The 24,850-nt window shown below is 39.9% G+C and carries 24 protein-coding genes and 6 tRNA genes; 2 read left to right on the forward strand and 28 right to left on the reverse strand.

Going from position 1 to position 24,850, the window contains the following annotated elements; all coding sequences use genetic code 11:
• Nucleotides 1-24: 24 nt before the first annotated feature.
• Nucleotides 25-768, forward strand: a complete 744-nt coding sequence (locus tag ACFQ1G_RS05380) for a DUF4369 domain-containing protein (RefSeq protein WP_380737356.1) — start codon at nucleotides 25-27, stop codon at nucleotides 766-768.
• Between the two features lie 306 nt (nucleotides 769-1,074).
• Here the strand turns inward: ACFQ1G_RS05380 and ACFQ1G_RS05385 are convergent.
• From ACFQ1G_RS05385 to idi, 4 genes are all read right to left on the reverse strand, one after another.
• Nucleotides 1,075-1,148, reverse strand: a tRNA-Thr gene (locus ACFQ1G_RS05385).
• Nucleotides 1,149-1,161: 13 nt separating this feature from the next.
• Entirely contained in the window at nucleotides 1,162-1,428 is a 267-nt protein-coding gene (locus tag ACFQ1G_RS05390) for a hypothetical protein (protein WP_380737358.1), read from the reverse strand.
• Nucleotides 1,429-1,498: 70 nt separating this feature from the next.
• Complete coding sequence (locus ACFQ1G_RS05395; RefSeq protein WP_380737360.1) at nucleotides 1,499-1,909, reverse strand: 6-pyruvoyl trahydropterin synthase family protein; 411 nt, start codon at nucleotides 1,907-1,909, stop codon at nucleotides 1,499-1,501.
• A complete protein-coding gene (gene idi, locus ACFQ1G_RS05400; protein ID WP_380737362.1) occupies nucleotides 1,906-2,424 on the reverse strand; it encodes an isopentenyl-diphosphate Delta-isomerase in 519 nt (172 codons plus the stop codon). The genes ACFQ1G_RS05395 and idi overlap by 4 nt, the downstream gene beginning before the upstream one ends.
• 138 nt (nucleotides 2,425-2,562) lie before the next feature.
• On the opposite strand from idi, the gene ACFQ1G_RS05405 reads away from it, so the two are divergent.
• Nucleotides 2,563-4,149: a peptide chain release factor 3 gene (locus tag ACFQ1G_RS05405; RefSeq protein ID WP_380737364.1), complete on the forward strand. Its 1,587-nt coding sequence runs from the start codon at nucleotides 2,563-2,565 to the stop codon at nucleotides 4,147-4,149.
• A gap of 73 nt (nucleotides 4,150-4,222) precedes the next feature.
• Here the strand turns inward: ACFQ1G_RS05405 and ACFQ1G_RS05410 are convergent, their stop codons facing one another.
• From ACFQ1G_RS05410 to ACFQ1G_RS05525, 24 genes are all read right to left on the reverse strand, one after another.
• Complete coding sequence (locus tag ACFQ1G_RS05410) at nucleotides 4,223-5,008, reverse strand: hypothetical protein (RefSeq protein WP_380737366.1); 786 nt, start codon at nucleotides 5,006-5,008, stop codon at nucleotides 4,223-4,225.
• Nucleotides 5,001-5,894 (reverse strand): hypothetical protein, encoded by an 894-nt coding sequence (locus tag ACFQ1G_RS05415; RefSeq protein ID WP_380737367.1) that lies wholly within the window; start codon nucleotides 5,892-5,894, stop codon nucleotides 5,001-5,003. Before ACFQ1G_RS05415 ends, ACFQ1G_RS05410 begins: the two co-directional genes overlap by 8 nt.
• A gap of 3 nt (nucleotides 5,895-5,897) precedes the next feature.
• Nucleotides 5,898-6,206, reverse strand: a complete 309-nt coding sequence (locus tag ACFQ1G_RS05420; protein WP_380738462.1) for an Mpo1-like protein — start codon at nucleotides 6,204-6,206, stop codon at nucleotides 5,898-5,900.
• 22 nt (nucleotides 6,207-6,228) lie between these two features.
• Nucleotides 6,229-6,885, reverse strand: coding sequence for a hypothetical protein (locus tag ACFQ1G_RS05425; protein ID WP_380737369.1), 657 nt, complete (start codon nucleotides 6,883-6,885; stop codon nucleotides 6,229-6,231).
• 239 nt (nucleotides 6,886-7,124) lie between these two features.
• Nucleotides 7,125-7,442: a DUF3467 domain-containing protein gene (locus ACFQ1G_RS05430; protein ID WP_380737371.1), complete on the reverse strand. Its 318-nt coding sequence runs from the start codon at nucleotides 7,440-7,442 to the stop codon at nucleotides 7,125-7,127.
• Between the two features lie 116 nt (nucleotides 7,443-7,558).
• Entirely contained in the window at nucleotides 7,559-11,860 is a 4,302-nt protein-coding gene (rpoC, locus tag ACFQ1G_RS05435) for a DNA-directed RNA polymerase subunit beta' (protein ID WP_380737373.1), read from the reverse strand.
• 64 nt (nucleotides 11,861-11,924) lie between these two features.
• Nucleotides 11,925-15,737 carry a DNA-directed RNA polymerase subunit beta gene (rpoB, locus tag ACFQ1G_RS05440; protein ID WP_380738464.1) on the reverse strand — a complete coding sequence of 1,271 codons (3,813 nt, stop codon included), beginning with the start codon at nucleotides 15,735-15,737 and terminating at the stop codon, nucleotides 11,925-11,927.
• Between the two features lie 132 nt (nucleotides 15,738-15,869).
• Nucleotides 15,870-16,247 (reverse strand): 50S ribosomal protein L7/L12, encoded by a 378-nt coding sequence (gene rplL / locus ACFQ1G_RS05445; protein ID WP_380737375.1) that lies wholly within the window; start codon nucleotides 16,245-16,247, stop codon nucleotides 15,870-15,872.
• Nucleotides 16,248-16,305: 58 nt separating this feature from the next.
• Complete coding sequence (rplJ, locus tag ACFQ1G_RS05450; protein WP_380737376.1) at nucleotides 16,306-16,827, reverse strand: 50S ribosomal protein L10; 522 nt, start codon at nucleotides 16,825-16,827, stop codon at nucleotides 16,306-16,308.
• Nucleotides 16,828-16,839: 12 nt separating this feature from the next.
• Entirely contained in the window at nucleotides 16,840-17,538 is a 699-nt protein-coding gene (gene rplA / locus ACFQ1G_RS05455) for a 50S ribosomal protein L1 (protein ID WP_380737378.1), read from the reverse strand.
• An 18-nt stretch (nucleotides 17,539-17,556) separates the two neighbouring features.
• Nucleotides 17,557-17,994: a 50S ribosomal protein L11 gene (rplK, locus tag ACFQ1G_RS05460; protein ID WP_380737379.1), complete on the reverse strand. Its 438-nt coding sequence runs from the start codon at nucleotides 17,992-17,994 to the stop codon at nucleotides 17,557-17,559.
• A 76-nt stretch (nucleotides 17,995-18,070) separates the two neighbouring features.
• On the reverse strand, nucleotides 18,071-18,622 hold the full coding sequence (gene nusG, locus ACFQ1G_RS05465; RefSeq protein WP_380737381.1) for a transcription termination/antitermination protein NusG: 552 nt from the start codon (nucleotides 18,620-18,622) through the stop codon (nucleotides 18,071-18,073).
• An 11-nt stretch (nucleotides 18,623-18,633) separates the two neighbouring features.
• On the reverse strand, nucleotides 18,634-18,831 hold the full coding sequence (gene secE / locus ACFQ1G_RS05470) for a preprotein translocase subunit SecE (RefSeq protein ID WP_380737383.1): 198 nt from the start codon (nucleotides 18,829-18,831) through the stop codon (nucleotides 18,634-18,636).
• 133 nt (nucleotides 18,832-18,964) lie between these two features.
• Nucleotides 18,965-19,037 (reverse strand) — tRNA-Trp (locus ACFQ1G_RS05475).
• 58 nt (nucleotides 19,038-19,095) lie between these two features.
• Nucleotides 19,096-20,283 carry an elongation factor Tu gene (gene tuf / locus ACFQ1G_RS05480; protein ID WP_380737385.1) on the reverse strand — a complete coding sequence of 396 codons (1,188 nt, stop codon included), beginning with the start codon at nucleotides 20,281-20,283 and terminating at the stop codon, nucleotides 19,096-19,098.
• A gap of 58 nt (nucleotides 20,284-20,341) precedes the next feature.
• Nucleotides 20,342-20,413, reverse strand: a tRNA-Thr gene (locus ACFQ1G_RS05485).
• A 144-nt stretch (nucleotides 20,414-20,557) separates the two neighbouring features.
• Nucleotides 20,558-20,630, reverse strand: a tRNA-Gly gene (locus ACFQ1G_RS05490).
• 76 nt (nucleotides 20,631-20,706) lie between these two features.
• Nucleotides 20,707-20,789, reverse strand: a tRNA-Tyr gene (locus tag ACFQ1G_RS05495).
• A 157-nt stretch (nucleotides 20,790-20,946) separates the two neighbouring features.
• Nucleotides 20,947-21,020: transfer RNA gene (locus ACFQ1G_RS05500), tRNA-Thr, on the reverse strand.
• A gap of 95 nt (nucleotides 21,021-21,115) precedes the next feature.
• Nucleotides 21,116-21,421, reverse strand: coding sequence for a ribosome hibernation-promoting factor, HPF/YfiA family (hpf, locus tag ACFQ1G_RS05505; protein ID WP_380737387.1), 306 nt, complete (start codon nucleotides 21,419-21,421; stop codon nucleotides 21,116-21,118).
• A gap of 25 nt (nucleotides 21,422-21,446) precedes the next feature.
• Complete coding sequence (locus ACFQ1G_RS05510; RefSeq protein ID WP_380737388.1) at nucleotides 21,447-22,346, reverse strand: tyrosine-type recombinase/integrase; 900 nt, start codon at nucleotides 22,344-22,346, stop codon at nucleotides 21,447-21,449.
• A 91-nt stretch (nucleotides 22,347-22,437) separates the two neighbouring features.
• On the reverse strand, nucleotides 22,438-22,632 hold the full coding sequence (gene rpsU / locus ACFQ1G_RS05515; protein WP_380737390.1) for a 30S ribosomal protein S21: 195 nt from the start codon (nucleotides 22,630-22,632) through the stop codon (nucleotides 22,438-22,440).
• A 112-nt stretch (nucleotides 22,633-22,744) separates the two neighbouring features.
• The gene (locus ACFQ1G_RS05520; protein ID WP_380737391.1) at nucleotides 22,745-23,914 is read right to left on the reverse strand and encodes an acyl-CoA dehydrogenase family protein; all 1,170 of its coding nucleotides are present in this window, start codon (nucleotides 23,912-23,914) and stop codon (nucleotides 22,745-22,747) included.
• Between the two features lie 57 nt (nucleotides 23,915-23,971).
• Nucleotides 23,972-24,841 (reverse strand): ComEA family DNA-binding protein, encoded by an 870-nt coding sequence (locus tag ACFQ1G_RS05525; protein ID WP_380737393.1) that lies wholly within the window; start codon nucleotides 24,839-24,841, stop codon nucleotides 23,972-23,974.
• Between the last annotated feature and the right edge of the window lie 9 nt (nucleotides 24,842-24,850).

The raw sequence follows: 24,850 nt of genomic DNA on the forward strand, positions 1-24,850 counted from the left end.
CTCTAACAATATCTAAACACTTACATGAAAAAATTAGCATTACTAGCACTTACATTTTGCTGCCTTGCAGCCTGTTCTTCTGAAGAAAAAAACCTTAGTATCCAGGGAAAAGTTCAGGGATTGAAAAAGGGTACATTATATCTGCAAAAAGTTGAGGACACTGCTTTGGTCACTTTAGATTCGGTAGTGATAAAGGGAAAAGAAGATTTTGTTTTAGAGAGTTACATTGATGGCCCGGAAGTTCTTTATTTATATCTAAACAAGATTGACAATAACGAATACGATGACAGATTCCTGTTTTTTGCAGAGCCGGGTCAAATGACGATCAACACGACTCTTAAGAATTTTGAAACCGATGCTGTCGTTGAAGGATCTGAAAACCAGAAAAAACTAGTCGAGTTCAATAAGATGATGAGACGATTCAACACTAAGAATTTGGAGTTGATAAAGTCAAACATCCTTGCTCGCCAAAAGGAAGACATGATATTAATGGATTCCACTGCTAAAGAATATGACAATCTAACCAAGCGACGATATTTATTCACTGTAAACTACGCGATCAATAACAAGGATAAGGAGATAGCTCCTTACCTTGCAATTTCTGAGATCTATGACGCGAACATCAAATACCTGGATACCATCTACAAGTCACTTACTCCAGAGGTAAGAGATTCAAAATACGGGAAAAGTTTAGAAGATTTCCTGAAAGAAAGACGTGAGTCAGAAAAACAGCAAGCTGCGGTTGAGGACAGCCCTGTAGCCCAATAAAATATTTACTTACTCAGTTAAAAATCCCGCTTCTAAGGCGGGATTTTTTATTTAAGACATTTCTTAATTGATCTTCCCTTCCTTCATTTTAGAATTTTAGCACAAGAGAAGAAAAGGATTCTATTATAAAGCCTCTAAGGAAATAGACACACCCGTTTAGAGCATGGAGAAATTTCCCCGCCCTTTCTCCTCGCCTTGAGGCTCCTCCCTCCCTTCGACTACAGCAACAAAATTGCTGCTTTCGCTCAGGATGAACATCTCGTCACTCTCCATAAAAAAAGCTCCTTCATTTCTGAAGGAGCTTTGAGCCGATGGAGGGACTCGAACCCACGACCTGCTGATTACAAATCAGCTGCTCTAGCCAGCTGAGCTACATCGGCAATAAATCTCTAATTAAAGAGCGTTTACTTTTTCTACAAGAACTCTTGCTTTCGCTTCAAGTTCCTTTTCGATATTTTTAAAATGCTGTTTCTTGTTCTCAACATCTTTTTGATTCATCTTTCCGATCAATTCATCGAAGTCTGCGATTGCCTGGTCAACTACTGCCTCAGACTTAGCAGGATCTTCTTTTGGGTTTGTAATCTGGTGCAGGTAAGCTGCTTCGATTATGTCTCCCATTACGTAATTGATATCCCTCTTAAGTGTTCTTTTATTAGCCATCTTGTGCTTTAATTTCAGCTGCGAATTTACACTATTTCCCGATTTCCAAAATGTTTTTTTTGAAAAAATTTTAATCTCCGCGGTAAGTCACAAAATTCCTGGGAGTTTCGAATAATTTCACCTCCAGATCAAGCTTAGATCCTAATTCATGGCGAAGCTTTCTCCAGATCACCACCGCAATATTTTCCGCAGTAGGATTAAGATCTTTAAATTCAGGAACTTCAAGATTCAGGTTTTTATGATCAAAGGGCACTTCGATCTTATTATAGATCAACTCCTTCAGGTCTTTAAGATCAATAACAAACCCCGTTTCCTCACATATTTCCCCGGTAACCGAAACGATAAGCTCATAATTATGCCCGTGATAGTTAGGATTACTGCATTTCCCAAAAACCTGTTCGTTCTTTGCATCATCCCATTCTTTCCGGAATAATCTGTGGGCCGCATTAAAATGCGCTTTTCTGCTTACCGTTACTTTCATTGCTGGATGTATTTGTAATACTTATCAAAAATGATCTTAAACCACTCGGTATAACGTTGCGGGTTTTTAGCCATATCCTCCTTCAGTGTTTCCAGGTCTACCCACTTATAATCATGCGCCTCTTCAGGATTCAGGTTTGGTTCCTCGTTATAATACCCCACTAAAATGTGATCAAATTCATGCTCGGTAAGGCCATTATCAAAAGGAGCCTTGTATATAAACGAGATAGTATCTTTCAGGTCAGTGGTAAAGCCCATCTCCTCCTGAAGTCGGCGTTTCCCGGCTTCAATGTTAGACTCCCCTTCTCTTTGATGGCTGCAACAAGTGTTAGTCCAAAGACCCGGAGAATGGTATTTTCCCATTGCCCGTTGCTGTATCATCAACTCGTTACGGTCATTAAATACAAATACTGAAAAAGCACGATGCAACAAGGCTTTTTCATGGGCTTCCATCTTAGGCATTAGCCCAATTTGTTCATCGTTTTCATTAACCAGGATAACTTGTTCTTCTTTCATCGCAAAAATTGAACTCCAAATGTACGAAATCGAACCAGAAATCAAAGTCACTCTTGTTTCAGAAGGGGTAAAAAGCCTCCATAAATCTATCATAAAATTCACGTTCAAATAATTATCTTTGCAGCCTTAATTACATGTATGAAGTTTTCAGAAGAGATCAGGAGAAGAAGAACGTTTGGAATTATATCCCACCCAGATGCCGGTAAAACCACCCTTACCGAAAAGTTACTGCTTTTTGGTGGTGCTATCCAGGAGGCCGGTGCGGTAAAATCAAATAAGATCAAGAAAGGCGCGACCAGTGACTTTATGGAGATCGAGCGCCAGAGAGGGATCTCGGTTGCCACTTCGGTATTGGCTTTTGAATATAAAGACATAAAGATCAATATCCTGGATACCCCGGGTCACAAGGATTTTGCTGAAGATACTTTTAGAACCCTTACTGCAGTTGACTCTGTGATAGTGGTGATCGATGTCGCAAAAGGGGTCGAGGAACAAACAGAAAAGCTGGTTGAGGTTTGCCGCATGCGGAATATTCCTATGATCGTATTCATCAACAAATTGGACCGTGAAGGAAAGGACGCTTTCGAACTTCTGGATGAAATAGAGCAAAAATTAAATTTGACCGTGACTCCTTTGAGTTTTCCTATCGGGATGGGATATGACTTTAAAGGAATTTACAATATCTGGGAACAGAACGTGAACCTGTTCACCGGTGACCCGCGTCGCGATATTGAAGAAACTGTTGAGATATCAGATCTTTCTTCCAGCGATCTTGATGGCCTGATTGGAGAAAAAGCTGCCGGAAATCTAAGGGACGAACTGGAACTAGCACAAGGAGTTTACCCTGAATTCAATAAGCAGGATTACCTTGACGGAAATCTCCAGCCTGTTTTCTTCGGTTCTGCCTTGAATAACTTCGGAGTTAGAGAGTTGCTGGATTGTTTCATTTCCATCGCTCCCACTCCGCGCCCGAAGGACAGTGATACCCGAAAAGTGGAACCCGATGAAAAAGATTTCACCGGATTCGTTTTTAAGATCCACGCGAATATGGATCCTAAACATAGAGATCGTCTTGCTTTCATCAAGATCGTTTCAGGGAAATTTGAACGCAACAAGCCTTATCTCCACGTAAGACATGGCAAAAATCTTAAGTTTTCGAGCCCAAATGCTTTCTTTGCGGAAAAAAAGGAGATCGTAGACGTTTCCTATCCGGGCGATATTGTTGGGTTGCATGACACCGGAAATTTCAAGATCGGGGATACTTTGACCGAAGGAGAACAACTGATGTATAAAGGGATCCCGAGTTTCTCTCCGGAACACTTCAGATACATCAACAATGCTGATCCTATGAAATCCAAGCAACTGGAAAAAGGGATCGACCAGCTGATGGATGAAGGGGTTGCACAGTTGTTCACCCTTGAACTAAACGGCCGAAAAGTAATTGGCACTGTAGGAGCCCTTCAATTCGAAGTAATTCAGTACAGACTGGAACACGAATACGGCGCGAAATGTACGTATGAAAACCTGAATGTACACAAGGCATGCTGGGTAGAACCTGAAGATTTCAAAAGTGAGGAATTCAAGGACTTTAAAAGAGTGAAATCAAAATATCTCGCCAAAGACAAACGCGGACAACTCGTGTTTTTGGCAGATTCTGCTTTCTCCCTACAAATGGCACAGCAGAAATATCCTTCTATAAAATTCCATTTTACTTCGGAATTTTAATTATTAGAAAAATCATTTATAAAGCCCTTCAAAAATGACTTTTTTGAAGGGCTTTCTTTTAAGTGATCTTATATCATAATCGCTCTTTCAAAAATTGCGTTGCTTTTATGAGGTAAAACTCTACAAGTTCAAGCCGTTTGGCTTCAGGTAAGAGGGCACTGAAGGATTCATCTTCAGCACAGAAATAAACAAAATCTCTATGACGATCTTTCGGAATACCAAGATCTGAAAAAAAACTAACCGGCAATGCAGCTACTCCTTCATCTACAACCTGTGAAAGATCTTCATTAGCGGCAGCCTTCCGTAGCATCTCAGTTTTACCGTTGAACCTGTTTATGATTCCGTCAAGACTTACATTCACCATTCCGGGAGGGTTGTATTTAGAAGATGTGCTAACGTTTGAGACCGTTTTAAGCTTTCGCTCAATTGATGTAAGTTTAGGTTTATCTGACATATGAAAACCAAGATCGGCCTGAGTGAGGGTAGGAATATACTCCAGATCATTTGCGAGATTCCCGCTAAGGTTAATATCACTTAGGGAAACTTCCTTAAGTTCATCTATCTTTTCTACCAGAAGTACTTGCAAAAATGCCATTTTCAGAACTTCTTCTGTAATAATTATTTCCCTTGATTCATATTGAACCGAAGAAAACAGAAGAGTATCCTCTTTGGACACAGAAATTTCAAATTCTCCTTTACTGTTGTTTGTGGTTCCCGCCTTACTGCTGAGATTGATAATATTAATAAAAGAATTTTCCTGATCCTGTGTGATTATCCTTCCTGTCAACAACTTTCTTTCCTGACCAAAGGCAGAAAAGTATAGTAAAAGTGCCAGAGCAATTAAATAATTTTTACTCATTCTTTTCAGAGTTCAGAATCTTGAAGGAGTTGAAGTTGGGCTCTATTAAACTTCGAATTTTACTGGTCGATATTGAGTCGTTACTACCAGTATTTATGTCATCAGGATGTGAAATAATCAAATCTAAAGCTCCCTCAGCGCTAATATTATGCAATTTCCGAAAATCAATGGCTTTTTCCATATATAATTCAATTAATGGAAGTGCCTCTCTATTGATCATAAGCTCCTTATATCTCGAATCTTCTCCACAGTAGTAAACGAATAGCCTGATCATATTTTCAGGGACATGAATAATATCCGTAAAAAATTCAGTAGGAAAAATATCTACTCCTAAGTCAATAAGATTCTCAAATTCCATGTTCTTCTGTGCTCTTTTTAACATCTTTAGCCTCCCGTTGAGCATATTTACAAGTAACATTAAGGAAGAACTTGAAGCAGTATATATCTTTCTTTCTATTGAAGTTAGTCTGGGTTTTGTAGACATTGGAAAACCAACAGAAGCCTGGTCGAAAGTTTCAATATTATTAAGATCTGCAGTTAAATTACCACTTAAGCTGATATTACTGATCCTTACCTCATCCAACTCGTTCATCATAAATGAAAGTTCTACTTTCAAAAAGCCCTTTTCAAGGATCTCTTTTGAAATGACTATTTCCCTGACCTCATATTGAACCGAGGAAAATAAAAGTGTATCTCCCACCGTGGCTTCTATTTCAAATTCTCCGGAACCACTGTTTGTCGTACCTATTTCCTTGGTCAGGTTCACGATATTAATAGACGAGCCGATTAAAGAATCTGCCAAGATCTGTCCTTTCAGCAAGGAATCTTCCTGGGCATTACCGGCCACATTCAGAAACAGGAAGAACAGTAAAAGATTATACCTCATCAATTAATCCATTTGGGAGTCAAAACTTTTATTCCCGAACAGGATCTCGAAGAATAATTTAAAATCGGAGATCAAGCTCCAAAAAGGATATTTGAATGTGGCAGGTTTGTTCTTTTCAAAAAAGGCATGCCCTACCCAGGCAAATCCGTAGCCTACAAATGGCAAAAAGACCCATTCCCAGCCCCAGTCGTTTAAAATGGCAATAAAAAACAATACAAATACCAGGAAAGTGCCAATAAAGTGCAAAATCCTGCTGCTTCGGTTCTGATGCTCTGAGAGATAAAAATGGTAAAATTCGCTATAAGTCTTAATAACTTCTGCCTTTCTTGAAAAATTAAGGTGCGATCTCCTTTTTAGTGGTCGTTTCTGAAATCGGTTTTACAACAGGCTGCAGAGCTTCATAGGAATCTGTTCTTATTCCTATGAGACCATGCTTGGTTTCACCTTTTTTAATTAAAGTTCCCTGGAGATTATTCTCCATCAAATCTTTTTTAAATGAACTATTAGAATTACTTGCCACAATCATATTTCCGGCTGCTAAGCCCGGTCCTAAAATCAATCCTATTGGAAAGGAACTAGTTTCTGTATGCCCGAATGAATTGACTTTGGTTACATAGAGATTCACAGGTGAAAGAAGGAGATAGAATAAGTGAGTAAGCGGACTCTGTTTTAAACTGGTAAAAGTTTTATCATATTCCATTATAAAAACATCTTTTCCATTTTCGTAACTAACGGTAAGATCCTTTCCAAACATCAAATCCCTGTCTGTATTATTTGTAATACTTATAGCCACGAGCTTAACACCACGTTTGGTTTCCTTCTTTTCGTATTTTTTATCAAGTAAATCATATTTGTATTCCAAGGTCACCCCATCGTTTACATTTGTGGAGATATAGTTAAGGTTTTGCGGAGTAATGGTTCTGTAACCGGAGGCGCAACTGGTCATTGCGGCTATAATCACAATAAAAAGAGAGAGTTTAAAAAGTTTCATAAGGTTGGTACTTGGTGAGATTGGGTTTATAAATATTTTAAATGTGAATATAATGTTAAAATTTAAATGAAAATAAGGAAAACCGTAAAATCGATGATTTTTTACAACTTTAACTGAGCTTTTATACAAATAATATAAATTAATCTCTGCAGGAAATCCAGAAAATAATAGCTTTTTGAAAAATGAAAAACCCCGAGGCTTTCGCATCGGGGTCCAAATTTTATTTTATAAAGTGAAGTTTATGCCTGTCCTGTGGGGCCGAAGTTCAAAGGTATAGGTGGTTGTTCATAATCCTTTATCTCGCCATGTGCTTTTTCAAATCTGTTTACGTTATCGGCCAGAGCCTTTAGTAAACGTTTGGCATGTTGTGGGGTAAGGATGATCCTTGATTTCACTTTACTCTTAGGGGTACCCGGCATAATGCTTACAAAGTCCACTACAAATTCTGATACTGAATGGTTGATGATTGCGAGATTGGAATAAGTGCCTTCGGCAACCTTCTCATCTAATTCTATATTAATCTGCCCTTTTTTAGGTTTCTTTTTTTCTTCGCTCATTACACTAATTTTTATTTCAGAATAAATGTAGGAAATAAAAACAAAAATCCCGGCCAAAGCGGACCGGGATTCAAAATAATTAAAAAAGAAAAAGGCCGCTTTAGCGGCCTTTTATCTTAGTTATAATTTACTTCCTGCTTTTTCTCAAGCATTTCGTCAAATTCTTCTTTAGAACCTACAATGATATCGTCGTAGTCTCTCATACCTGTACCGGCAGGGATTCTATGTCCAACAATAACATTTTCCTTAAGTCCTTCAAGTGTATCAACCTTACCGCTTACCGCAGCCTCGTTCAACACTTTGGTAGTTTCCTGGAAGGAAGCTGCCGAAATGAATGACTTGGTCTGTAGTGACGCTCTGGTAATACCCTGAAGTATCGGAGTAGCTGTCGCAGGAGTTACGTCTCTTGCAGTCGCCAGATTCTTGTCTTCTCTTCTCAAGATAGAGTTCTCATCTCTAAGTTGACGTGGAGAAACAATTTGTCCCGGTTTCAGGTTTTCAGAATCACCTGCATCTTCAACTACTTTCATTCCAAAGATCTCATCGTTCTCTGTGATAAAGTCAGCTTTGTGAACCAATTGGTTCTCTAAGAAGATAGTGTCTCCCGGATCAACGATTCGTACCTTACGCATCATTTGTCTTACAACTACCTCGAAGTGCTTATCATTGATCTTCACCCCTTGTAGTCGGTAAACTTCCTGAACTTCGTTCACAAGATACTGCTGTACCGCGTTTGGTCCTTTGATACTCAAGATATCCTCAGGTGTAACAGAACCATCAGATAATGGCATTCCGGCACGTACATAATCGTTCTCCTGAACAAGGATCTGGTTAGAAAGTTTCACAAGATACTTCTTAACTTCTCCAAGCTTGGATTCAACGATGATCTCACGGTTACCACGTTTGATCTTTCCGAAGGAAACAACACCATCAATCTCACTTACAACAGCAGGGTTAGATGGGTTACGCGCTTCGAATAGCTCGGTTACACGCGGAAGACCTCCCGTAATATCCCCAGACTTGGAAGACTTACGTGGAATCTTAACAAGGATCTTTCCAACCTTGATCTTCTCGTCGTTGTCCACCATAAGGTGAGCTCCAACAGGAAGGTTATAAGAACGAATTACTTCATCCTTCTTACCTAAGATTTGAAGGGTTGGGATAAGTTTCTTGTTTCTTGATTCAGAAATAACTTTCTCCTGGAATCCGGTTTGCTCATCGATCTCAACCTGGTAAGTAACACCCTGCTCGATATTCTCGTAGCGGATCTTACCTGCAAATTCAGAAATGATCACCCCGTTATATGGATCCCACTGACAAACTACATCGTCTTTAGTAACTTTATCGCCATTCTTGATGAAGATCTGTGAACCGTAAGGAATGTTATTGGTACTCAATACAATTCCTGATTTCGGATCTTTGACCTTCAATTCTGAAGTTCTGGAGATCACGATCTCGGCCTCACCACCATCAGGAGCTTCTCCTTTTACAGTTTTAAGGTCTTCGATCTCTGCGATACCATTGAACTTAACGATCAATTTATTTTCTTCTGAAATGTTTCCTGCAATACCACCCACGTGGAAGGTACGAAGGGTAAGCTGTGTACCAGGCTCTCCAATAGACTGAGCTGCTACAACACCTACTGCTTCACCGCGCTGAACCGTTTTACCGGTAGCAAGGTTACGTCCGTAACATTTCACACAAATACCTTTCTTGGCCTCACAAGTAAGCGCAGAACGTACTTCTACACTTTCGATTGGCGCACTGGTAATTTTCTTAACAATTTCTTCGTCGATCTCGTCACCAGAAGATACTAACAATTCGTTGGTGATTGGATCGTATACATCATGTAAAGCGGTTCTACCAAGGATACGCTCTCCTAAAGATTCAACGATCTCTTCGTTCTTCTTAAGTGGAGATACATCAACACCTCTTAAAGTACCACAATCTTCTTCGTTGATAATAACGTCCTGAGACACATCAACCAGACGACGTGTAAGGTAACCAGCATCTGCAGTTTTAAGAGCGGTATCGGCAAGACCTTTACGCGCACCGTGAGTAGAGATAAAGTATTCAAGAATCGACAGACCTTCCTTAAAGTTGGAAAGAATCGGGTTCTCAATAATTTCTCCACCTCCAGAGTTGGATTTCTTAGGCTTCGCCATCAATCCACGCATACCGGTCAACTGACGGATCTGTTCTTTAGATCCCCTCGCTCCAGAGTCAAGCATCATGTACACCGAGTTAAATCCTTGCTGGTCTTCACGAATACGCTTCATGGCCAATTCCGTTAGACCTGCGTTTGTAGAAGTCCAGATGTCAATAACCTGGTTGTAACGTTCGTTGTTGGTAATAAGACCCATGTTATAGTTGGCCATAATACCTTCAACCTGCTCATTTGCATCATCGATCATTCCTTGTTTCTCTTCAGGAATGATAATATCACCTAAACTGAAAGATAGACCACCTCTAAATGCGAAGCCGTATCCAAGTCCTTTGATCTGGTCAAGGAACTCTGCTGTTTCAGGAACGCTAGTGATCTTAAGGATGTTTCCAATGATATCCCTAAGAGATTTCTTGGTCAATACCTCGTTGATATAACCTGCCTTTTCAGGAACTGTCTGGTTGAACAATACTCTACCAACAGTCGTTTCAATGATCTGGTAAACAAGTTCACCGGCCTCATTGTAATCTTTCGCACGAATCTTAATGATCGCGTTCAGATCAACTCTCTTCTGGTTGTAAGCAATTACTACTTCTTCATCAGAATAGAAAGTCAGACCTTCTCCTTTTACAGGCACTTCAGGAGTAGATTTTCTAGGTTTGGTCATATAGTATAGACCAAGAACCATATCCTGAGATGGTACTGTTACCGGAGATCCGTTAGCAGGGTTCAAAATGTTATGAGAAGCCAACATTAGAAGCTGAGCTTCCAAAATCGCTTCAGGTCCAAGTGGTAAGTGAACCGCCATCTGGTCACCGTCAAAATCGGCGTTAAATGCAGTACACACCAATGGGTGTAATTGTATAGCTTTACCTTCAATAAGTTTAGGCTGGAATGCCTGGATACCTAAACGGTGAAGCGTAGGAGCACGGTTAAGCAATACAGGGTGTCCTTTCAATACATTTTCAAGGATATCCCATACTACAGGCTCTTTCTTGTCTATAATCTTTTTAGCAGATTTTACGGTCTTAACAATTCCTCTTTCGATCAATTTCCTGATCACGAAAGGTTTGTAAAGCTCGGCTGCCATGTTCTTAGGAAGACCACATTCGAATAATTTCAACTCAGGTCCTACAACAATAACCGAACGTGCCGAGTAATCAACCCTCTTACCAAGTAAGTTTTGACGGAAACGTCCCTGCTTACCTTTTAAGGAATCAGAAAGTGATTTTAACGGTCTGTTAGAATCGGTTTTTACTGCTGAAGACTTACGAGTGTTATCAAATAACGAATCTACAGATTCCTGAAGCATACGCTTTTCGTTACGTAAGATCACTTCAGGAGCTTTGATCTCCATTAATCTTTTCAGACGATTGTTACGAATAATTACACGACGGTAAAGATCGTTCAAATCTGAAGTCGCGAAACGTCCTCCATCAAGCGGCACTAATGGACGCAATTCTGGCGGAATGATTGGAATAACCTTCATGATCATCCATTCCGGACGGTTCTCGCGGTTCTTGTTCGCGTCACGAAGTGCTTCTACAACCTGAAGTCTCTTAAGAGCTTCAGTTTTACGTTGTTTAGAAGTTTCGTTGTTCGCTTTATGTCTTAATTCATAAGAAAGTGAATCAAGGTCAATTCTTTGCAGGATCTCAATAAGACATTCTGCACCCATCTTAGCGATGAATTTGTTTGGATCGTTATCATCCAAATAAAGGTTTTCCTGCGGAAGGCTATCTAAAATGTTCAGATATTCTTCTTCGGTAAGGAAATCCATTTTTTGTAAAGGCTCACCTTCTTCATTCTTGGCGATACCAGGCTGAATTACCACGTATCTCTCGTAGTAAATGATCATGTCTAATTTCTTAGACGGAAGGCCCAATAAATAACCAATCTTGTTTGGTAAAGAACGGAAGTACCAGATATGAGCTACAGGAACCACTAGGTTGATGTGCCCCACACGATCTCTACGTACTTTCTTTTCAGTTACTTCAACACCACATCTATCGCAAACGATGCCTTTATAACGGATTCTCTTGTATTTTCCACAGGCACATTCATAATCCTTAACAGGACCAAAGATGCGCTCACAGAAAAGACCATCCCTCTCAGGTTTGTGCGTACGATAATTGATAGTTTCCGGCTTTAGAACTTCCCCGCGAGACTCTGCCAAAATGGACTCAGGAGAAGCTAAACCTATAGAGATCTTGTTAAACCTCTGTACTGTATTCTTATCATTATTTCTAGCCATAATAAATGGTGCTATCTAATTATTGTAAATGCGGCGTGAAGCGTGAGCAACACGCCGCAAATTTTTATTCTTCTAATCTAATATCTAATCCCAGACCTTTCAATTCGTGCATCAACACGTTGAAGGATTCAGGTAGTCCCGGTTCTGGCATTGGCTCACCTTTTACGATGGCTTCATAAGTCTTAGCCCTACCGATTACATCATCAGACTTCACAGTTAAGATCTCACGCAGGGTAGCTGAAGCACCATAGGCTTCAAGTGCCCATACCTCCATCTCACCAAAACGCTGACCACCAAACTGAGCTTTACCTCCAAGAGGCTGCTGGGTGATAAGTGAGTATGGCCCGATAGAACGCGCGTGCATCTTATCATCGATCATGTGACCTAATTTAAGCATGTAGATCACACCAACAGTAGCAGCCTGGTCAAAACGGTCTCCGGTTCCACCATCATAAAGATAAGTGTGACCAAAGCGAGGAATTCCGGCTTCATCTGTTAGTTCATTGATCTGGTCTATAGTAGCACCGTCGAAAATTGGAGTAGCATATTTTCTACCTAATTTTTGACCGGCCCATCCTAGAACAGTTTCATAGATCTGCCCAATGTTCATACGTGAAGGTACCCCAAGTGGGTTCAACACGATATCAACAGGGGTTCCATCTTCAAGGAATGGCATATCCTCCTGACGAACGATTCTGGCAACAATACCTTTGTTACCGTGACGTCCTGCCATCTTATCCCCTACTTTCAGCTTACGTTTCTTAGCGATATAGATCTTCGCCAATTTGATGATACCAGATGGTAATTCATCCCCTACTGAAATAGTGAATTTCTCTCTTCTAAGGTTACCTTGGATGTCATTTTCCTTGATTCGGTAATTATGCAGAAGGTCTGCAACCAAAGCATTCAAATGATCATCTGTTGTCCAGGTACCTTGAGTAAGGTGCGTATAATCATCAACAGAGTTCAGCATTTTTTGAGTATACTTCTTACCTTTTGGAAGGATCTCTTCCCCAAGGTCGTTCATTACTCCCTGTGCTGTTTTACCACCAATGATCGCAAAAAGTTTGTCAACCAATTCAGATTTTAAGATCGCGAATTTAGCTTCATACTTTTTCTCAAGTGCTGCAACATCTTCCTTATCCTGAGCTCTCTTACGCTTATCTTTTATGGCACGAGCGAACAACTTCTTATTGATTACCACACCACTTAGAGAAGGAGAAGCTTTTAAAGAAGCATCTTTTACGTCTCCGGCTTTATCACCAAAGATCGCTCTAAGAAGTTTCTCTTCAGGAGTTGGATCACTTTCACCTTTTGGAGTAATTTTTCCAATTAGGATATCTCCAGGCTTCACTTCAGCACCCACACGAATCATTCCGTTCTCATCAAGGTCTTTAGTAGCCTCTTCAGAAACGTTTGGAATGTCGTTGGTCAATTCTTCATTACCTAATTTAGTATCTCTTACTTCCAGTGAATACTCATCAATGTGAATAGAGGTAAAGATATCATCTCTAACCACTTTTTCAGAAATCACGATGGCATCCTCAAAGTTATATCCTTTCCAAGGCATGAAGGCAACCTTCATGTTTCTACCAAGAGCAAGTTCCCCAGCTTCGGTAGCATAACCCTGACAAAGAACCTGACCTTTAGAAACTCTGTCTCCTACTCTTACGATAGGCTTCAGGTTAATTGAGGTTCCCTGGTTTGTTTTTCTAAACTTAACCAGTTCATATGTCTTAGAATCTGAATCAAAGCTAACCATTCGCTCTTCTTCAGTTCTGTCATACTTAATAGTGATCTGGTTTGCGTCAACATATTCTACAGTTCCATCTCCTTCCGCATTGATCAATACTCGAGAATCTGTAGCAACCTGTCTTTCCAGTCCGGTACCAACGATTGGAGAGTCAACTCTCAATAGAGGCACGGCCTGGCGCATCATGTTTGATCCCATCAAGGCACGGTTGGCATCATCATGCTCCAAGAATGGAATCAAAGAAGCTGAAATAGATGCAACCTGGTTTGGTGCAACGTCAATGTAGTGAACAGATTTTGGTTCAACTACCGGGAAGTCACCTTCCTCACGTGCAATAATTCTTTCAGGCTCGATAGTACCGTCATCAGATATTGGAATGTTCGCCTGAGCGATCATTTTCTCCTCTTCCTCTTCAGCACTTAAATAACGAGGCTGATCTTTGATATTTACTTTTCCGTCAACAACTTCACGGTAAGGTGTCTCAATGAATCCCATTCCGTTCACTTTAGCATAAACAGAAAGAGAAGAGATCAAACCAATGTTTGGTCCTTCAGGAGTTTCAATAGGACAAAGTCTTCCGTAGTGAGTATAGTGAACATCACGCACCTCGAACCCTGCACGCTCACGGGAAAGACCACCTGGCCCAAGAGCCGAAAGTCTACGTTTGTGAGTGATCTCTGCAAGTGGGTTTGTTTGGTCCATGAACTGAGACAACTGGTTTGTACCAAAGAAAGAATTGATCACAGAAGAAAGAGTCTTCGCGTTGATCAAGTCAATTGGGGTAAACACCTCGTTGTCACGTACGTTCATACGCTCACGAATTGTTCTGGCCATACGAGCCAATCCAACACCAAACTGCTGAGATAACTGTTCTCCTACTGTTCTAACACGACCGTTAGACAAGTGGTCGATATCATCGATCTCTGCCTTAGAGTTGATTAGCTCAATAAGATACTTAACGATGGTAATGATATCCTCACGGGTAAGCACCTGCTTATCCATAGCGATATCAAGACCTAATTTCTTGTTCATTCTGTAACGACCTACCTCACCTAAGTTGTAACGTTGGTCTGAGAAGAACAGTTTGTCAATAATACCTCTTGCCGTTTCTTCATCTGGCGGTTCGGCATTACGTAATTGACGGTATATGTGTTCAACCGCTTCTTTTTCAGAGTTGGTTGGATCTTTTTGTAATGTGTTGTGGATAATCGCGTAGTCTCCTGTTTGATTATCCTCTTTATGAAGCAGAATGGTTTTAGAACCGGTTTCTACTATCTCTTCAATATGTTCTTTATCAAGAACGGTGTCACGATCTAGCACGATCTCATTACGCTCGATAGAAACAACCTCTCCAGTATCTTCATCTACGAAATCTTCATACCAGGTGTTCAATACACGAGCGGCCAATTTACGGCCTAACACTTTTTTCAATCCAGACTTGGAAACCTTCACTTCTTCTGCAAGGTCGAAGATCTCAAGAATATCCTTATCACGCTCAAATCCAATGGCACGGAAAAGCGTGGTAACAGGTAATTTTTTCTTTCTACCGATATAAGCATACATTACGCTGTTAATATCGGTAGCAAATTCAATCCATGATCCTTTAAAAGGAATAACACGGGCAGAATACAATTTGGTTCCGTTCGCGTGGAACGACTGCCCAAAGAATACTCCCGGGGAACGGTGTAACTGAGATACAACTACGCGCTCTGCACCATTAATACAAAATGTCCCACTAGGGGTCATATAAGGGATAGTCCCTAAATACACGTCCTGCACGATGGTTTCAAAATCCTCATGCTCTGGGTCTGTACAATAAAGCTTTAACCGTGCTTTAAGCGGTACACTATAAGTTAAACCACGCTCAATACATTCCTGGATGGAATACCTTGGTGGGTCCACAAAATAGTCTAGAAATTCTAGTACGAATTGATTACGGGTGTCCGTAATTGGAAAGTTCTCCATGAAGGTGTTATAAAGACCTTCATTTCCTCTTTCTTCTGATTTCGTTTCCAACTGGAAGAAGTCCTGGAATGACTTAATTTGGATATCCAAAAAGTCAGGGTAATCAGGCCTGTTCTTCACAGAAGAGAAATTCAATCTTTCAGTTTGCGTTGCTAACATCAATGGACGGAATTATGTTATTATAAAAAAATGGACGCGAAATAAACAGGAAATGTTTATATACGCAAAAGGGTTTAGACCTCAGAGAACCAAATCCCCGGGTCTAAACCTATATTAGTTTGTGGGTTTAGCTTACTTAAGCTCAACCTCAGCTCCTGCTTCTTCTAACTGTGCTTTTAATGCTTCAGCTTCGTCTTTTGCAACACCTTCTTTAACAGGTTTTGGAGCTCCATCTACCAATTCTTTAGCATCTTTCAAGCCAAGACCGGTAAGTTCTTTTACTAATTTAACTACAGCAAGTTTAGATGCTCCAGCAGCCTTAAGAATTACGTCAAATTCTGTTTGCTCTTCAGCAGCATCTTCACCACCAGCAGCAGCACCACCAGCAACAGCTACAGCAGCAGCTGCAGGCTCGATACCATACTCTTCTTTTAATATATCAGCTAACTCATTAACTTCTTTAACTGTCAAGTTAACTAATTGTTCTGCGAAATCTTTTAAATCTGCCATTTTCTATCGTTTTTAAAATGTAATGTAATTTATATTTGTTAAAAAGTGCGTACTTCGTTTATCCTTCTTTTTCAGAAAGAGTCTTAAGAATTCCAGCAATTTTACCTCCACCAGACTTAAGTGCCGAAACAACATTTTTAGCAGGTGATTGTAACAATCCGATGATATCTCCAATAACCTCTTCCTTAGATTTGATGTTAACCAGAGTTTCCAGTTTATCATCTCCTACGAAGATAGCTTCCTCAATAAACGCGCCTTTTAGTAAAGGCTTATCAGATTTTTTTCTGAATTCTTTAATTACCTTAGCCGGAGCATTTCCAGTTTCAGAAATCATGATAGAAGTGTTCCCCTTCAATACTGAAGTAAGTTCACCAAAATCCTTATCTGAACTTTCCATGGCCTTAGCCAATAAAGTATTTTTAACTACCGCTAACTTTACGTTCGCTTTGAAACAAGCACGACGTAAGTTTGAAGTATTCAGGGCGTTAAGACCTGAAATATCTGCTAAATAAATAGTGTTACTATCAGCTAACTGGGCAGTTAAATCTTCAATTACTCTTGATTTTTCTTCTCTTGTCATAATCTAATAATATTATTGCTCAGTGAACCTTTTAGTATCAATCTCAACACTCGGACTCATTGTACTAGACATGTAGATACTTTTAATATATACACCTTTAGCAGCCTGAGGCTTCAATTTTACAAGGGTAGTTAATAATTCTCTTGCGTTTCCTGCAAGTTTCTCAGCATCAAAAGACGCTTTTCCAATACCTGCATGAACAATACCAGTCTTGTCAACTTTGAAGTCGATCTTACCGGCTTTAACATCTGAGACAGCTTTTGCAACATCCATAGTCACCGTACCGGTCTTAGGGTTAGGCATAAGCCCTCTAGGTCCAAGAACACGTCCTAACGGTCCTAATTTACCCATAACACTAGGCATAGTGATGATCACATCAACATCTGTCCATCCTCCCTTGATCTTGTCAAGGTACTCATCTAATCCAACGTAATCTGCTCCTGCTGCTTTAGCCTCTTCTTCCTTATCTGGAGTTACAAGTGCCAAAACTTTTACGTCCTTACCAGTACCATGAGGTAAAGTAACAACACCACGAACCATTTGATTAGCCTTACGAGGATCAACGTTCAAACGAACTGCCAAATCCACAGAAGGATCAAAGTTTACATTGGTAATCTCTTTTATTAAAGCTGAAGCTTCTGTAACCGAATAAGTTTTACCTTTTTCAAGTTTAGACTGTGCTTCCTTTTGCTTTTTAGTCAATCTTGCCATTTTTAATTTCTTTTTGGATTAAAAAGGTGCTTGTCCTTTTACAGTAATTCCCATCGATCTTGCTGTTCCCGCAACCATTTTCATTGCAGACTCAATAGTAAATGCATTAAGATCCTGCATTTTATCTTCAGCAATGGCTCTTACCTGATCCCAAGAAACACTAGCTACTTTTTTACGGTTTGGTTCTCCAGACCCTTTCTTAGCTTTTGCAGCTTCCAAAATTTGTACTGCAGCCGGAGGGGTTTTGATAACAAAGTCAAAAGACTTGTCTTTGTACACAGTGATAACAACAGGCAATACTTTACCTTGTTTATCCTGGGTTCTGGCATTAAACTGCTTACAGAACTCCATGATATTCACCCCGGCAGCACCTAAAGCTGGTCCAACTGGTGGTGAAGGGTTAGCAGCACCTCCGCGAACTTGTAACTTAACAACCTTACTTACTTCTTTTGCCATTTTTCTAATTTTAAGATGATAGTTTTGTTAGTGGAAGCATACTAAAACTATCGAAAATATGTGTGTGTAACAGTTATTATACTTTTTCTACCTGCATATAGCTCAATTCAAGCGGAGTCTTCCTTCCGAAGATCTTCACCATCACTTCAAGCTTACGCTTCTCTTCATTTATCTTCTCAACCGTTCCATTGAACCCGTTGAAAGGACCGTCAATCACTTTAATAGTTTCGCCGATCGTGAAAGGAATCGCCACGTTATCTGTCTTAACAGAAAGTTCATCAACTTTCCCTAACATTCGGTTAACCTCAGATTTTCTAAGAGGCACAGGATCTCCACCTTTTGTCTCTCCTAAAAATCCTATTACACCATTTATGGATTTGATTATATGCGTAACTTCCCCACCAAGATTGGCAAGGATCATTACATATCCAGGAAAGTAAACACGCTCTTTGTTTACTTTTTTCCCATTTCTTATTTGAATAACTTTTTCAGTCGGAACAAGAACCTGATCAATAAAATCCTCAAGTCCTTCATGAGCGATCTCACGCTCAATATATTCCTTTACCTTATTTTCCTGTCCGCTAACGGCACGAACTACATACCACTTTTTGTCTTTCACCTCTGCCATAGCAATACAACTTATGATTTAATCCACTCAAAATATTGCTCGATAACACCACTAAAGACAGTGTCTACCCCCCAAATCGCAAGTGCGAAAAGAATAGAGAAAACAGCCACCACAACAGTAAGGCGTTGCGCCTCAGGCCAGGTTGGCCAGGTAACGTGGTTCTTTAATTCGTTATATGACTCCGATAAATAATTAACTATTCCTGCCATGGTATTTTATTTAGTTCACCTTAAAAAAGGTGCAGGCAAATCGAGAATCTTCCTTCAATTAATTCGGGACAGGCCTCCTGCCAAATTGTTCAATATTATTTCAAAAAGCGACTAAAAAAGATCGTTTTTTAAGCACGGGTTGAGAGACTCGAACTCCCGACACCTGGTTTTGGAGACCAGTGCTCTACCAACTGAGCTAAACCCGTAAATATAAGTCAAGGCATTCACCGAGGCGAATACCTTAACTTTATATTGAAAGACTAATTAGTCTAAAATTTCAGTTACCTGACCAGCACCTACAGTTCTACCACCTTCACGGATAGCGAAACGTAGACCAACGTTCATTGCGATTGGCTGGATAAGATCTACAGTAATAGTAAGGTTATCACCTGGCATTACCATTTCAACACCTTCTGGCAAGTTAATAGTACCAGTTACGTCAGTAGTTCTTACGTAGAACTGTGGACGGTAGTTGTTGTGGAATGGAGTGTGACGTCCACCTTCTTCTTTCTTAAGGATATAAACCTCAGCTTTGAATTTAGCGTGTGGAGTTACAGATCCTGGCTTAGTAATTACCATACCTCTAGAGATTTGAGTTTTCTCAATACCTCTTAGAAGGATACCAACGTTATCACCAGCTTCACCTCTATCAAGGATCTTACGGAACATCTCAACTCCAGTAATAGTAGAAGTCAATTTACCAGCACCCATACCAATGATCTCTACAGGATCTCCAGTGTTAGCAACACCAGTTTCGATACGTCCAGTTGCAACAGTACCACGACCAGTAATAGAGAATACATCTTCGATAGGCATCAAGAATGGCTTATCAACATCACGCTGTGGTAATTCAATCCAAGTATCAACAGCCTCCATCAATTCCAATACAGTATCAACCCATTTTTGCTCACCGTTAAGTGCACCAAGAGCTGAACCTGAAATTACAGGACCATTATCTCCATCATACTCGTAGAAAGAAAGAAGATCTCTTACTTCCATTTCAACAAGCTCTAATAATTCTTCATCGTCAACCATGTCAACTTTGTTCAAGAATACAACGATTCTTGGAATACCAACCTGACGCCCTAAAAGGATGTGTTCACGAGTTTGTGGCATTGGACCATCAGTAGCAGCAACCACAAGAATAGCTCCGTCCATTTGAGCAGCACCAGTTACCATGTTCTTTACGTAATCGGCGTGACCTGGACAGTCAACGTGAGCATAGTGACGGTTTGCAGTAGAATACTCTACGTGCGAAGAGTTAATAGTAATACCTCTTTCTTTTTCTTCCGGAGCATTATCAATCTGATCAAAAGATCTAGCTTCTGAATAACCAGCATCAGCCAATACTTTAGTAATAGCTGCTGTTAAAGTTGTTTTTCCGTGATCTACGTGTCCAATTGTACCTATGTTAAGGTGCGGTTTGGAACGATCATAAGTTTCCTTTGCCATAATTAATACTTATTTAATCTTAGTTATATATTAGTGTTCAATTTTATACAAAATCTAGAGCCAACGACGAGAATTGAACTCGTGACCTCTTCCTTACCAAGGAAACGCTCTACCCCTGAGCTACGTCGGCAAAAAAGGCTATCCCCATCAAGCTACACTTTCTGGAGACTGTTCTCAGCGAATTTCTTCGCTAAATTTCACAAGACAAGATCTGCGTTTTCACGAGATCTTTTCTTAGTGTGGTAAATCACATCTTTTGATGCAAACTACTTAGAGCGGGAGACCGGGTTCGAACCGGCGACATTCAGCTTGGAAGGCTGACGCTCTACCAACTGAGCTACTCCCGCAAGTTTTAAAATTCCAATTTCTCAAGCATCAACTTCCAATTTGGTATTTGGAATTTGTTTTGGAATTTAATTTTTGTGGGGAGAGCAGGATTCGAACCTGCGAAGTTAAAAAACAACAGATTTACAGTCTGTCCTCGTTGGCCGCTTGAGTATCTCCCCAATTATTTTACCTTTTCAAAATTTCACAGAACCACTTGCTTTACATTGTGGCTTAGTTTTTGAAGCCGCAAATTAAAAGAAAATAAATTTATCTTCCAAAGCTTTTTTTCCAAAATTTTAAGAACTACAAAATAAGTCTTTTTTACTTATTTTTTTGAGCCGATGGAGGGACTCGAACCCACGACCTGCTGATTACAAATCAGCTGCTCTAGCCAGCTGAGCTACATCGGCCAATCACTTCTTTTACACAAAAAAAGTCCGCTATTTCTAACGGACTGCAAATGTATTAATTTTATTCAGTTCTCAAAACATTTCTGGAAAATATTTTAAGCAACTCGGGCATTAAATTTATCCTTTCTTTTTTGCAATTGGCGCTCCAGGGAATTAACGCATTCATCTACACCTACTTCGAATCTTCGGCTCTTCTTTTTGCAGATTAACTCATCACCCGGAATACTCAATAAAATTTCTGAAATTTTATTTTCTTTTTCACTGGTGTTCTCAACTTTCAGGTATACATCCGCATAAATGACATTGTCGAAATGGTTTTCCAGCTTATCGAGTTTCTTTTGAATAAAGTCTACTAATTTTTGATCTGCAGTGAAGTTGACCGACTGTAAGTTCATTTTCATAATAGTTGAAGTTTAATTAAACAATTTAGCTTGGTCCCTTTTTCCTGTTCCGGGGATGCGCGTTTTTATAAACCCTATTCAATTCGGCCATGCTGTTATGGGTGTAAACCTGGGTGGCAGCAAGACTGGAATGTCCTAGAAGTTCTTTTACAGCATTTAAATGAGCACCCTGGTTCAGTAAATGAGTAGCAAAGGAATGTCGCAGTATGTGCGGACTCTTTTTTAGCTTACTCGAGATACCTCTAAAATAATTATTAATTGTTCTATAAACAAGGGAATCGTACATTTTAACTCCCTTCGAGGTTAAAAATAAATACCCCCCGGAAATTGAATTTTCAACCTCTTTTCTCTCAGCCAGATAGGCTTTCAAGGTGTCAACTACAGAACTCAAAAGAGGAATATATCGCTCCTTATTTCCTTTCCCCAGCACTTTTAAAGACTTTCCGTAAATATCCACATTTGAAAGCTTGATATTGATCAATTCGCTCCTCCTGATCCCGGTTGAATAAAAGATCTCGACCATCAGTTTGTTGCGCACCTCCTCAAAACCTTCAGCAGACAAAGAACCCAGCGCCTCCCCTACCTCATCTTCAGAAAAAGGTATTTGCAGCTTCTTTGACACTTTCATGGATTTGTGCTTTGCTAGCGGAGAAACCTCCAGTTGTTTTGTCTTTTGAAGGAATTTGTAATAAGACTTCAAAGAAGAAACCTTGCGGTTTACACTATTATTGGATAGCCCACTTTCAACTAGGTTAACGATCCAGCTACGCACCTGGGAATAATTCACCCCTGTAAGATCATTCGAATCATATTCCGCAGCAATGAATTCAGAAAAAGAAAGCAGGTCTTTCCTGTAGGCTGTTATAGTATGTTCGGAATATTTCTTCTCGAATTCGAGATATTCTAAGAATTGGGTATGGGGCATAAAAAAACTGTTGGAAAGCAAAGTTATCAAACTTTAACCAACCAACAGTTATTTATTTGTATACCTAAGAACTCAGGCTTAGGAATAGATACTAGATCTCTTCCTGATCTCTTAGATGCTGAATGTATTCAGCTTTTTGGACTTGAGCCCTACGTTCTACCGACGGCTTTGTGAAATGCTGACGACTTCTTAACTGACGCATAGTTCCTGTACGATCAAATTTACGCTTGAAACGCTTCAGCGCTCTATCAATATTCTCTCCGTCTTTAACTGGTATAATTAACATAGTGACACCTCCTTTCTTTAGAAATTTAAGTTGCAAAGATAGTCCATTTCTACAATCCCGCAATCTTATTTAGTTTTATTTCAAATATTTTTTGTTTCCGGTAGAAACCCGCTTATTTGGCGGCCGGCTTATATTCCTTTTTATCAATCACCATCTTGGCAATTACTTCCTTCAGGATCTCTGAAGTTCCTCCTCCAATTGGCCCTAACCTGCTGTCTCTGGAAAGTCGCGCCAATGGATAGTCTTCCATATAACCGTAACCTCCAAGATACTGAAGACATTTGTATATGACCTCATCTGCCATTTTAGTAGACAGCATCTTAGACATACTAGCCTCCTTCACAACATATTCTCCTTTCCCAAGACGTTCGGCGATGGAGTAATTGAATTCCCTGTTCATTTCAACTTCACTGGCCATTTCAGCAATCCCATGTCTCAAGGCCTGGAACTGGTCAATCGTTTTTCCAAAAGCCACCCGCTCACTCATATATTTCAAGGTATAATCCAGCGCATATGCTGCCCGCGCATGAGCATTGATCCCCATGATCAATCTTTCAGACGCGAAATGCTGCATAATATAAGGAAAACCTTTTCCTTCTTCCCCCATAAGATGATCTGCAGGGATTTCAACATTATCAAAAGCGATCTCTGCGGTATCTGAAGCTCTCCAGCCCAGTTTATCAAGCTTAGTAGCCGAAATTCCCGGAGTATCCCTGTCAACTATGAAAATACTCATCCCTTTATTATGAAGCTCCGGATTGGTTTTGGCGGCAACCACCAAATAATCTGAATAAACTCCGTTTGTTATAAAGGTCTTGGAACCATTGATCACATATTTATCACCTTTTTTTACCGCTGTAGTTTTCATACCGGCTACATCAGACCCTCCAAAAGGTTCAGAAATACAGAGGCATCCAATTTTTTCACCTTCAATACTGGCGGTAAGATATTTTTGCTTGATCTCTTCACTCCCTTCAGCATTCACATGGGTCATGGCTAAATACGCGTGCGCCCACATGGCGGCCGCAAAGCCTCCCGAATTTATTTTCTGAAGCTCTTCCAAAAAGATCACCGTGTAGAAAATATCTAATCCCATACCTCCATACTGCTCTGGGTAATTCAATCCGAAATATCCCATTTCACCGAATTTCTTCCAGATAAAACGCTCGATTGTTCCGGTCTTTTCCCACTTTTCAATATGCGGGACTACCTCCTTTTGTAAAAACTCCTGAAAGCTTTTTCTGAATAATTCATGTTCTTCTGTAAAATATCTGCTATTCATAAATGTTGTAATAATCGTATTATCTGAAAAATTTACGGGGGATAAGGCACCAGGGCCTTAGTCGATTGCCAAATATAATTTAATTCTCTCTATTTTATCAACCGGAAAGCCTTTTATATGCTCCAATTCTTCGAAACTTGAGATCGTTCCCCGGTTTTGGCGGTAGGTTATAATGCTCCTTGCGAGCTCATAGTTGAAATAGGGTATTTCTGAGAGATCCAGTACTGTTATGGAGTTTAAAGATAATTTCTCCTGCGGAATTGATCTTACTTCAAAAGCCCTGTTCAATCTTTCAATTACTTCAGGAGACAACCCATATACATCTTCAAGCTGAAGAGAACTTCGGAAACCACCAATTTTGGAACGATACTTCACGATCCTTTCTGAAAGCTTTTCTCCAATACCATTTATTACCTGAAGTTCTTCGGTGGAAGCTGCATTTAGATCTTGTTTTTTCCTAGGTGTCGAAAGGGTGTTTTTTGGAATGTCTTTATTTGAGATCTCCTTTTTCTTCCATTCCGGAAATTTGAAATAAGGCGCTATTTTCTTCAGAAGTGAATCTGAAACCCCTGTGACCTCCCGGAACTCTTCCGAAGAATTAACCCAAAGACCTTTTTCCCGAAATGCAAGAAGCCTGTCAATTTCCTCCACAGACATGCCAAGGGTATATCCTTTATAATCAGAGATCAGATTCGGGTTAAAAGGTTGCAGCTCAAAAGTGCCTTTTTCCGCAGCAATTGATTTTAGAGAATCAACGCTCCGCTGTAATTCCTCAACTACTTTTTGCTGCTCGCGACCCTCTACTACTTCCGAAGAAAAAGGATAGAAAAAATAGACGAGTTGCAACACTATTATAATTAGCACCAAAAGAAAAATCCCATTTTGTTGACTTCGATTGAAAACAAAATGGGATTTGATATTTTTCATTTTAAAAGC

Source organism: Salinimicrobium gaetbulicola, assembly GCF_042676025.1.
GTDB classification, from domain to species: domain Bacteria; phylum Bacteroidota; class Bacteroidia; order Flavobacteriales; family Flavobacteriaceae; genus Salinimicrobium; species Salinimicrobium gaetbulicola.

Coding starts and splice junctions, on each gene's coding strand:
- ACFQ1G_RS05390 (WP_380737358.1), bottom strand. CDS start 1,428: ATGGCTAATAAAAGAACACTTAAGAGGGATATCAATTACGTAATGGGA.
- rpsU (WP_380737390.1), bottom strand. CDS start 22,632: ATGTTAATTATACCAGTTAAAGACGGAGAGAATATTGATAGAGCGCTG.
- ACFQ1G_RS05425 (WP_380737369.1), bottom strand. CDS start 6,885: ATGAAACTTTTTAAACTCTCTCTTTTTATTGTGATTATAGCCGCAATG.
- rplA (WP_380737378.1), bottom strand. CDS start 17,538: ATGGCAAGATTGACTAAAAAGCAAAAGGAAGCACAGTCTAAACTTGAA.
- ACFQ1G_RS05405 (WP_380737364.1), top strand. CDS start 2,563: ATGAAGTTTTCAGAAGAGATCAGGAGAAGAAGAACGTTTGGAATTATA.
- hpf (WP_380737387.1), bottom strand. CDS start 21,421: ATGAAAATGAACTTACAGTCGGTCAACTTCACTGCAGATCAAAAATTA.
- tuf (WP_380737385.1), bottom strand. CDS start 20,283: ATGGCAAAGGAAACTTATGATCGTTCCAAACCGCACCTTAACATAGGT.
- ACFQ1G_RS05415 (WP_380737367.1), bottom strand. CDS start 5,894: ATGAGGTATAATCTTTTACTGTTCTTCCTGTTTCTGAATGTGGCCGGT.
- nusG (WP_380737381.1), bottom strand. CDS start 18,622: ATGGCAGAGGTGAAAGACAAAAAGTGGTATGTAGTTCGTGCCGTTAGC.
- rplL (WP_380737375.1), bottom strand. CDS start 16,247: ATGGCAGATTTAAAAGATTTCGCAGAACAATTAGTTAACTTGACAGTT.
- ACFQ1G_RS05380 (WP_380737356.1), top strand. CDS start 25: ATGAAAAAATTAGCATTACTAGCACTTACATTTTGCTGCCTTGCAGCC.
- rplJ (WP_380737376.1), bottom strand. CDS start 16,827: ATGACAAGAGAAGAAAAATCAAGAGTAATTGAAGATTTAACTGCCCAG.
- ACFQ1G_RS05395 (WP_380737360.1), bottom strand. CDS start 1,909: ATGAAAGTAACGGTAAGCAGAAAAGCGCATTTTAATGCGGCCCACAGA.
- ACFQ1G_RS05410 (WP_380737366.1), bottom strand. CDS start 5,008: ATGAGTAAAAATTATTTAATTGCTCTGGCACTTTTACTATACTTTTCT.
- secE (WP_380737383.1), bottom strand. CDS start 18,831: ATGGCAGGAATAGTTAATTATTTATCGGAGTCATATAACGAATTAAAG.
- ACFQ1G_RS05520 (WP_380737391.1), bottom strand. CDS start 23,914: ATGAATAGCAGATATTTTACAGAAGAACATGAATTATTCAGAAAAAGC.
- ACFQ1G_RS05510 (WP_380737388.1), bottom strand. CDS start 22,346: ATGCCCCATACCCAATTCTTAGAATATCTCGAATTCGAGAAGAAATAT.
- ACFQ1G_RS05525 (WP_380737393.1), bottom strand. CDS start 24,841: ATGAAAAATATCAAATCCCATTTTGTTTTCAATCGAAGTCAACAAAAT.
- rpoC (WP_380737373.1), bottom strand. CDS start 11,860: ATGGCTAGAAATAATGATAAGAATACAGTACAGAGGTTTAACAAGATC.
- rplK (WP_380737379.1), bottom strand. CDS start 17,994: ATGGCAAAAGAAGTAAGTAAGGTTGTTAAGTTACAAGTTCGCGGAGGT.
- rpoB (WP_380738464.1), bottom strand. CDS start 15,737: ATGTTAGCAACGCAAACTGAAAGATTGAATTTCTCTTCTGTGAAGAAC.
- ACFQ1G_RS05430 (WP_380737371.1), bottom strand. CDS start 7,442: ATGAGCGAAGAAAAAAAGAAACCTAAAAAAGGGCAGATTAATATAGAA.
- idi (WP_380737362.1), bottom strand. CDS start 2,424: ATGAAAGAAGAACAAGTTATCCTGGTTAATGAAAACGATGAACAAATT.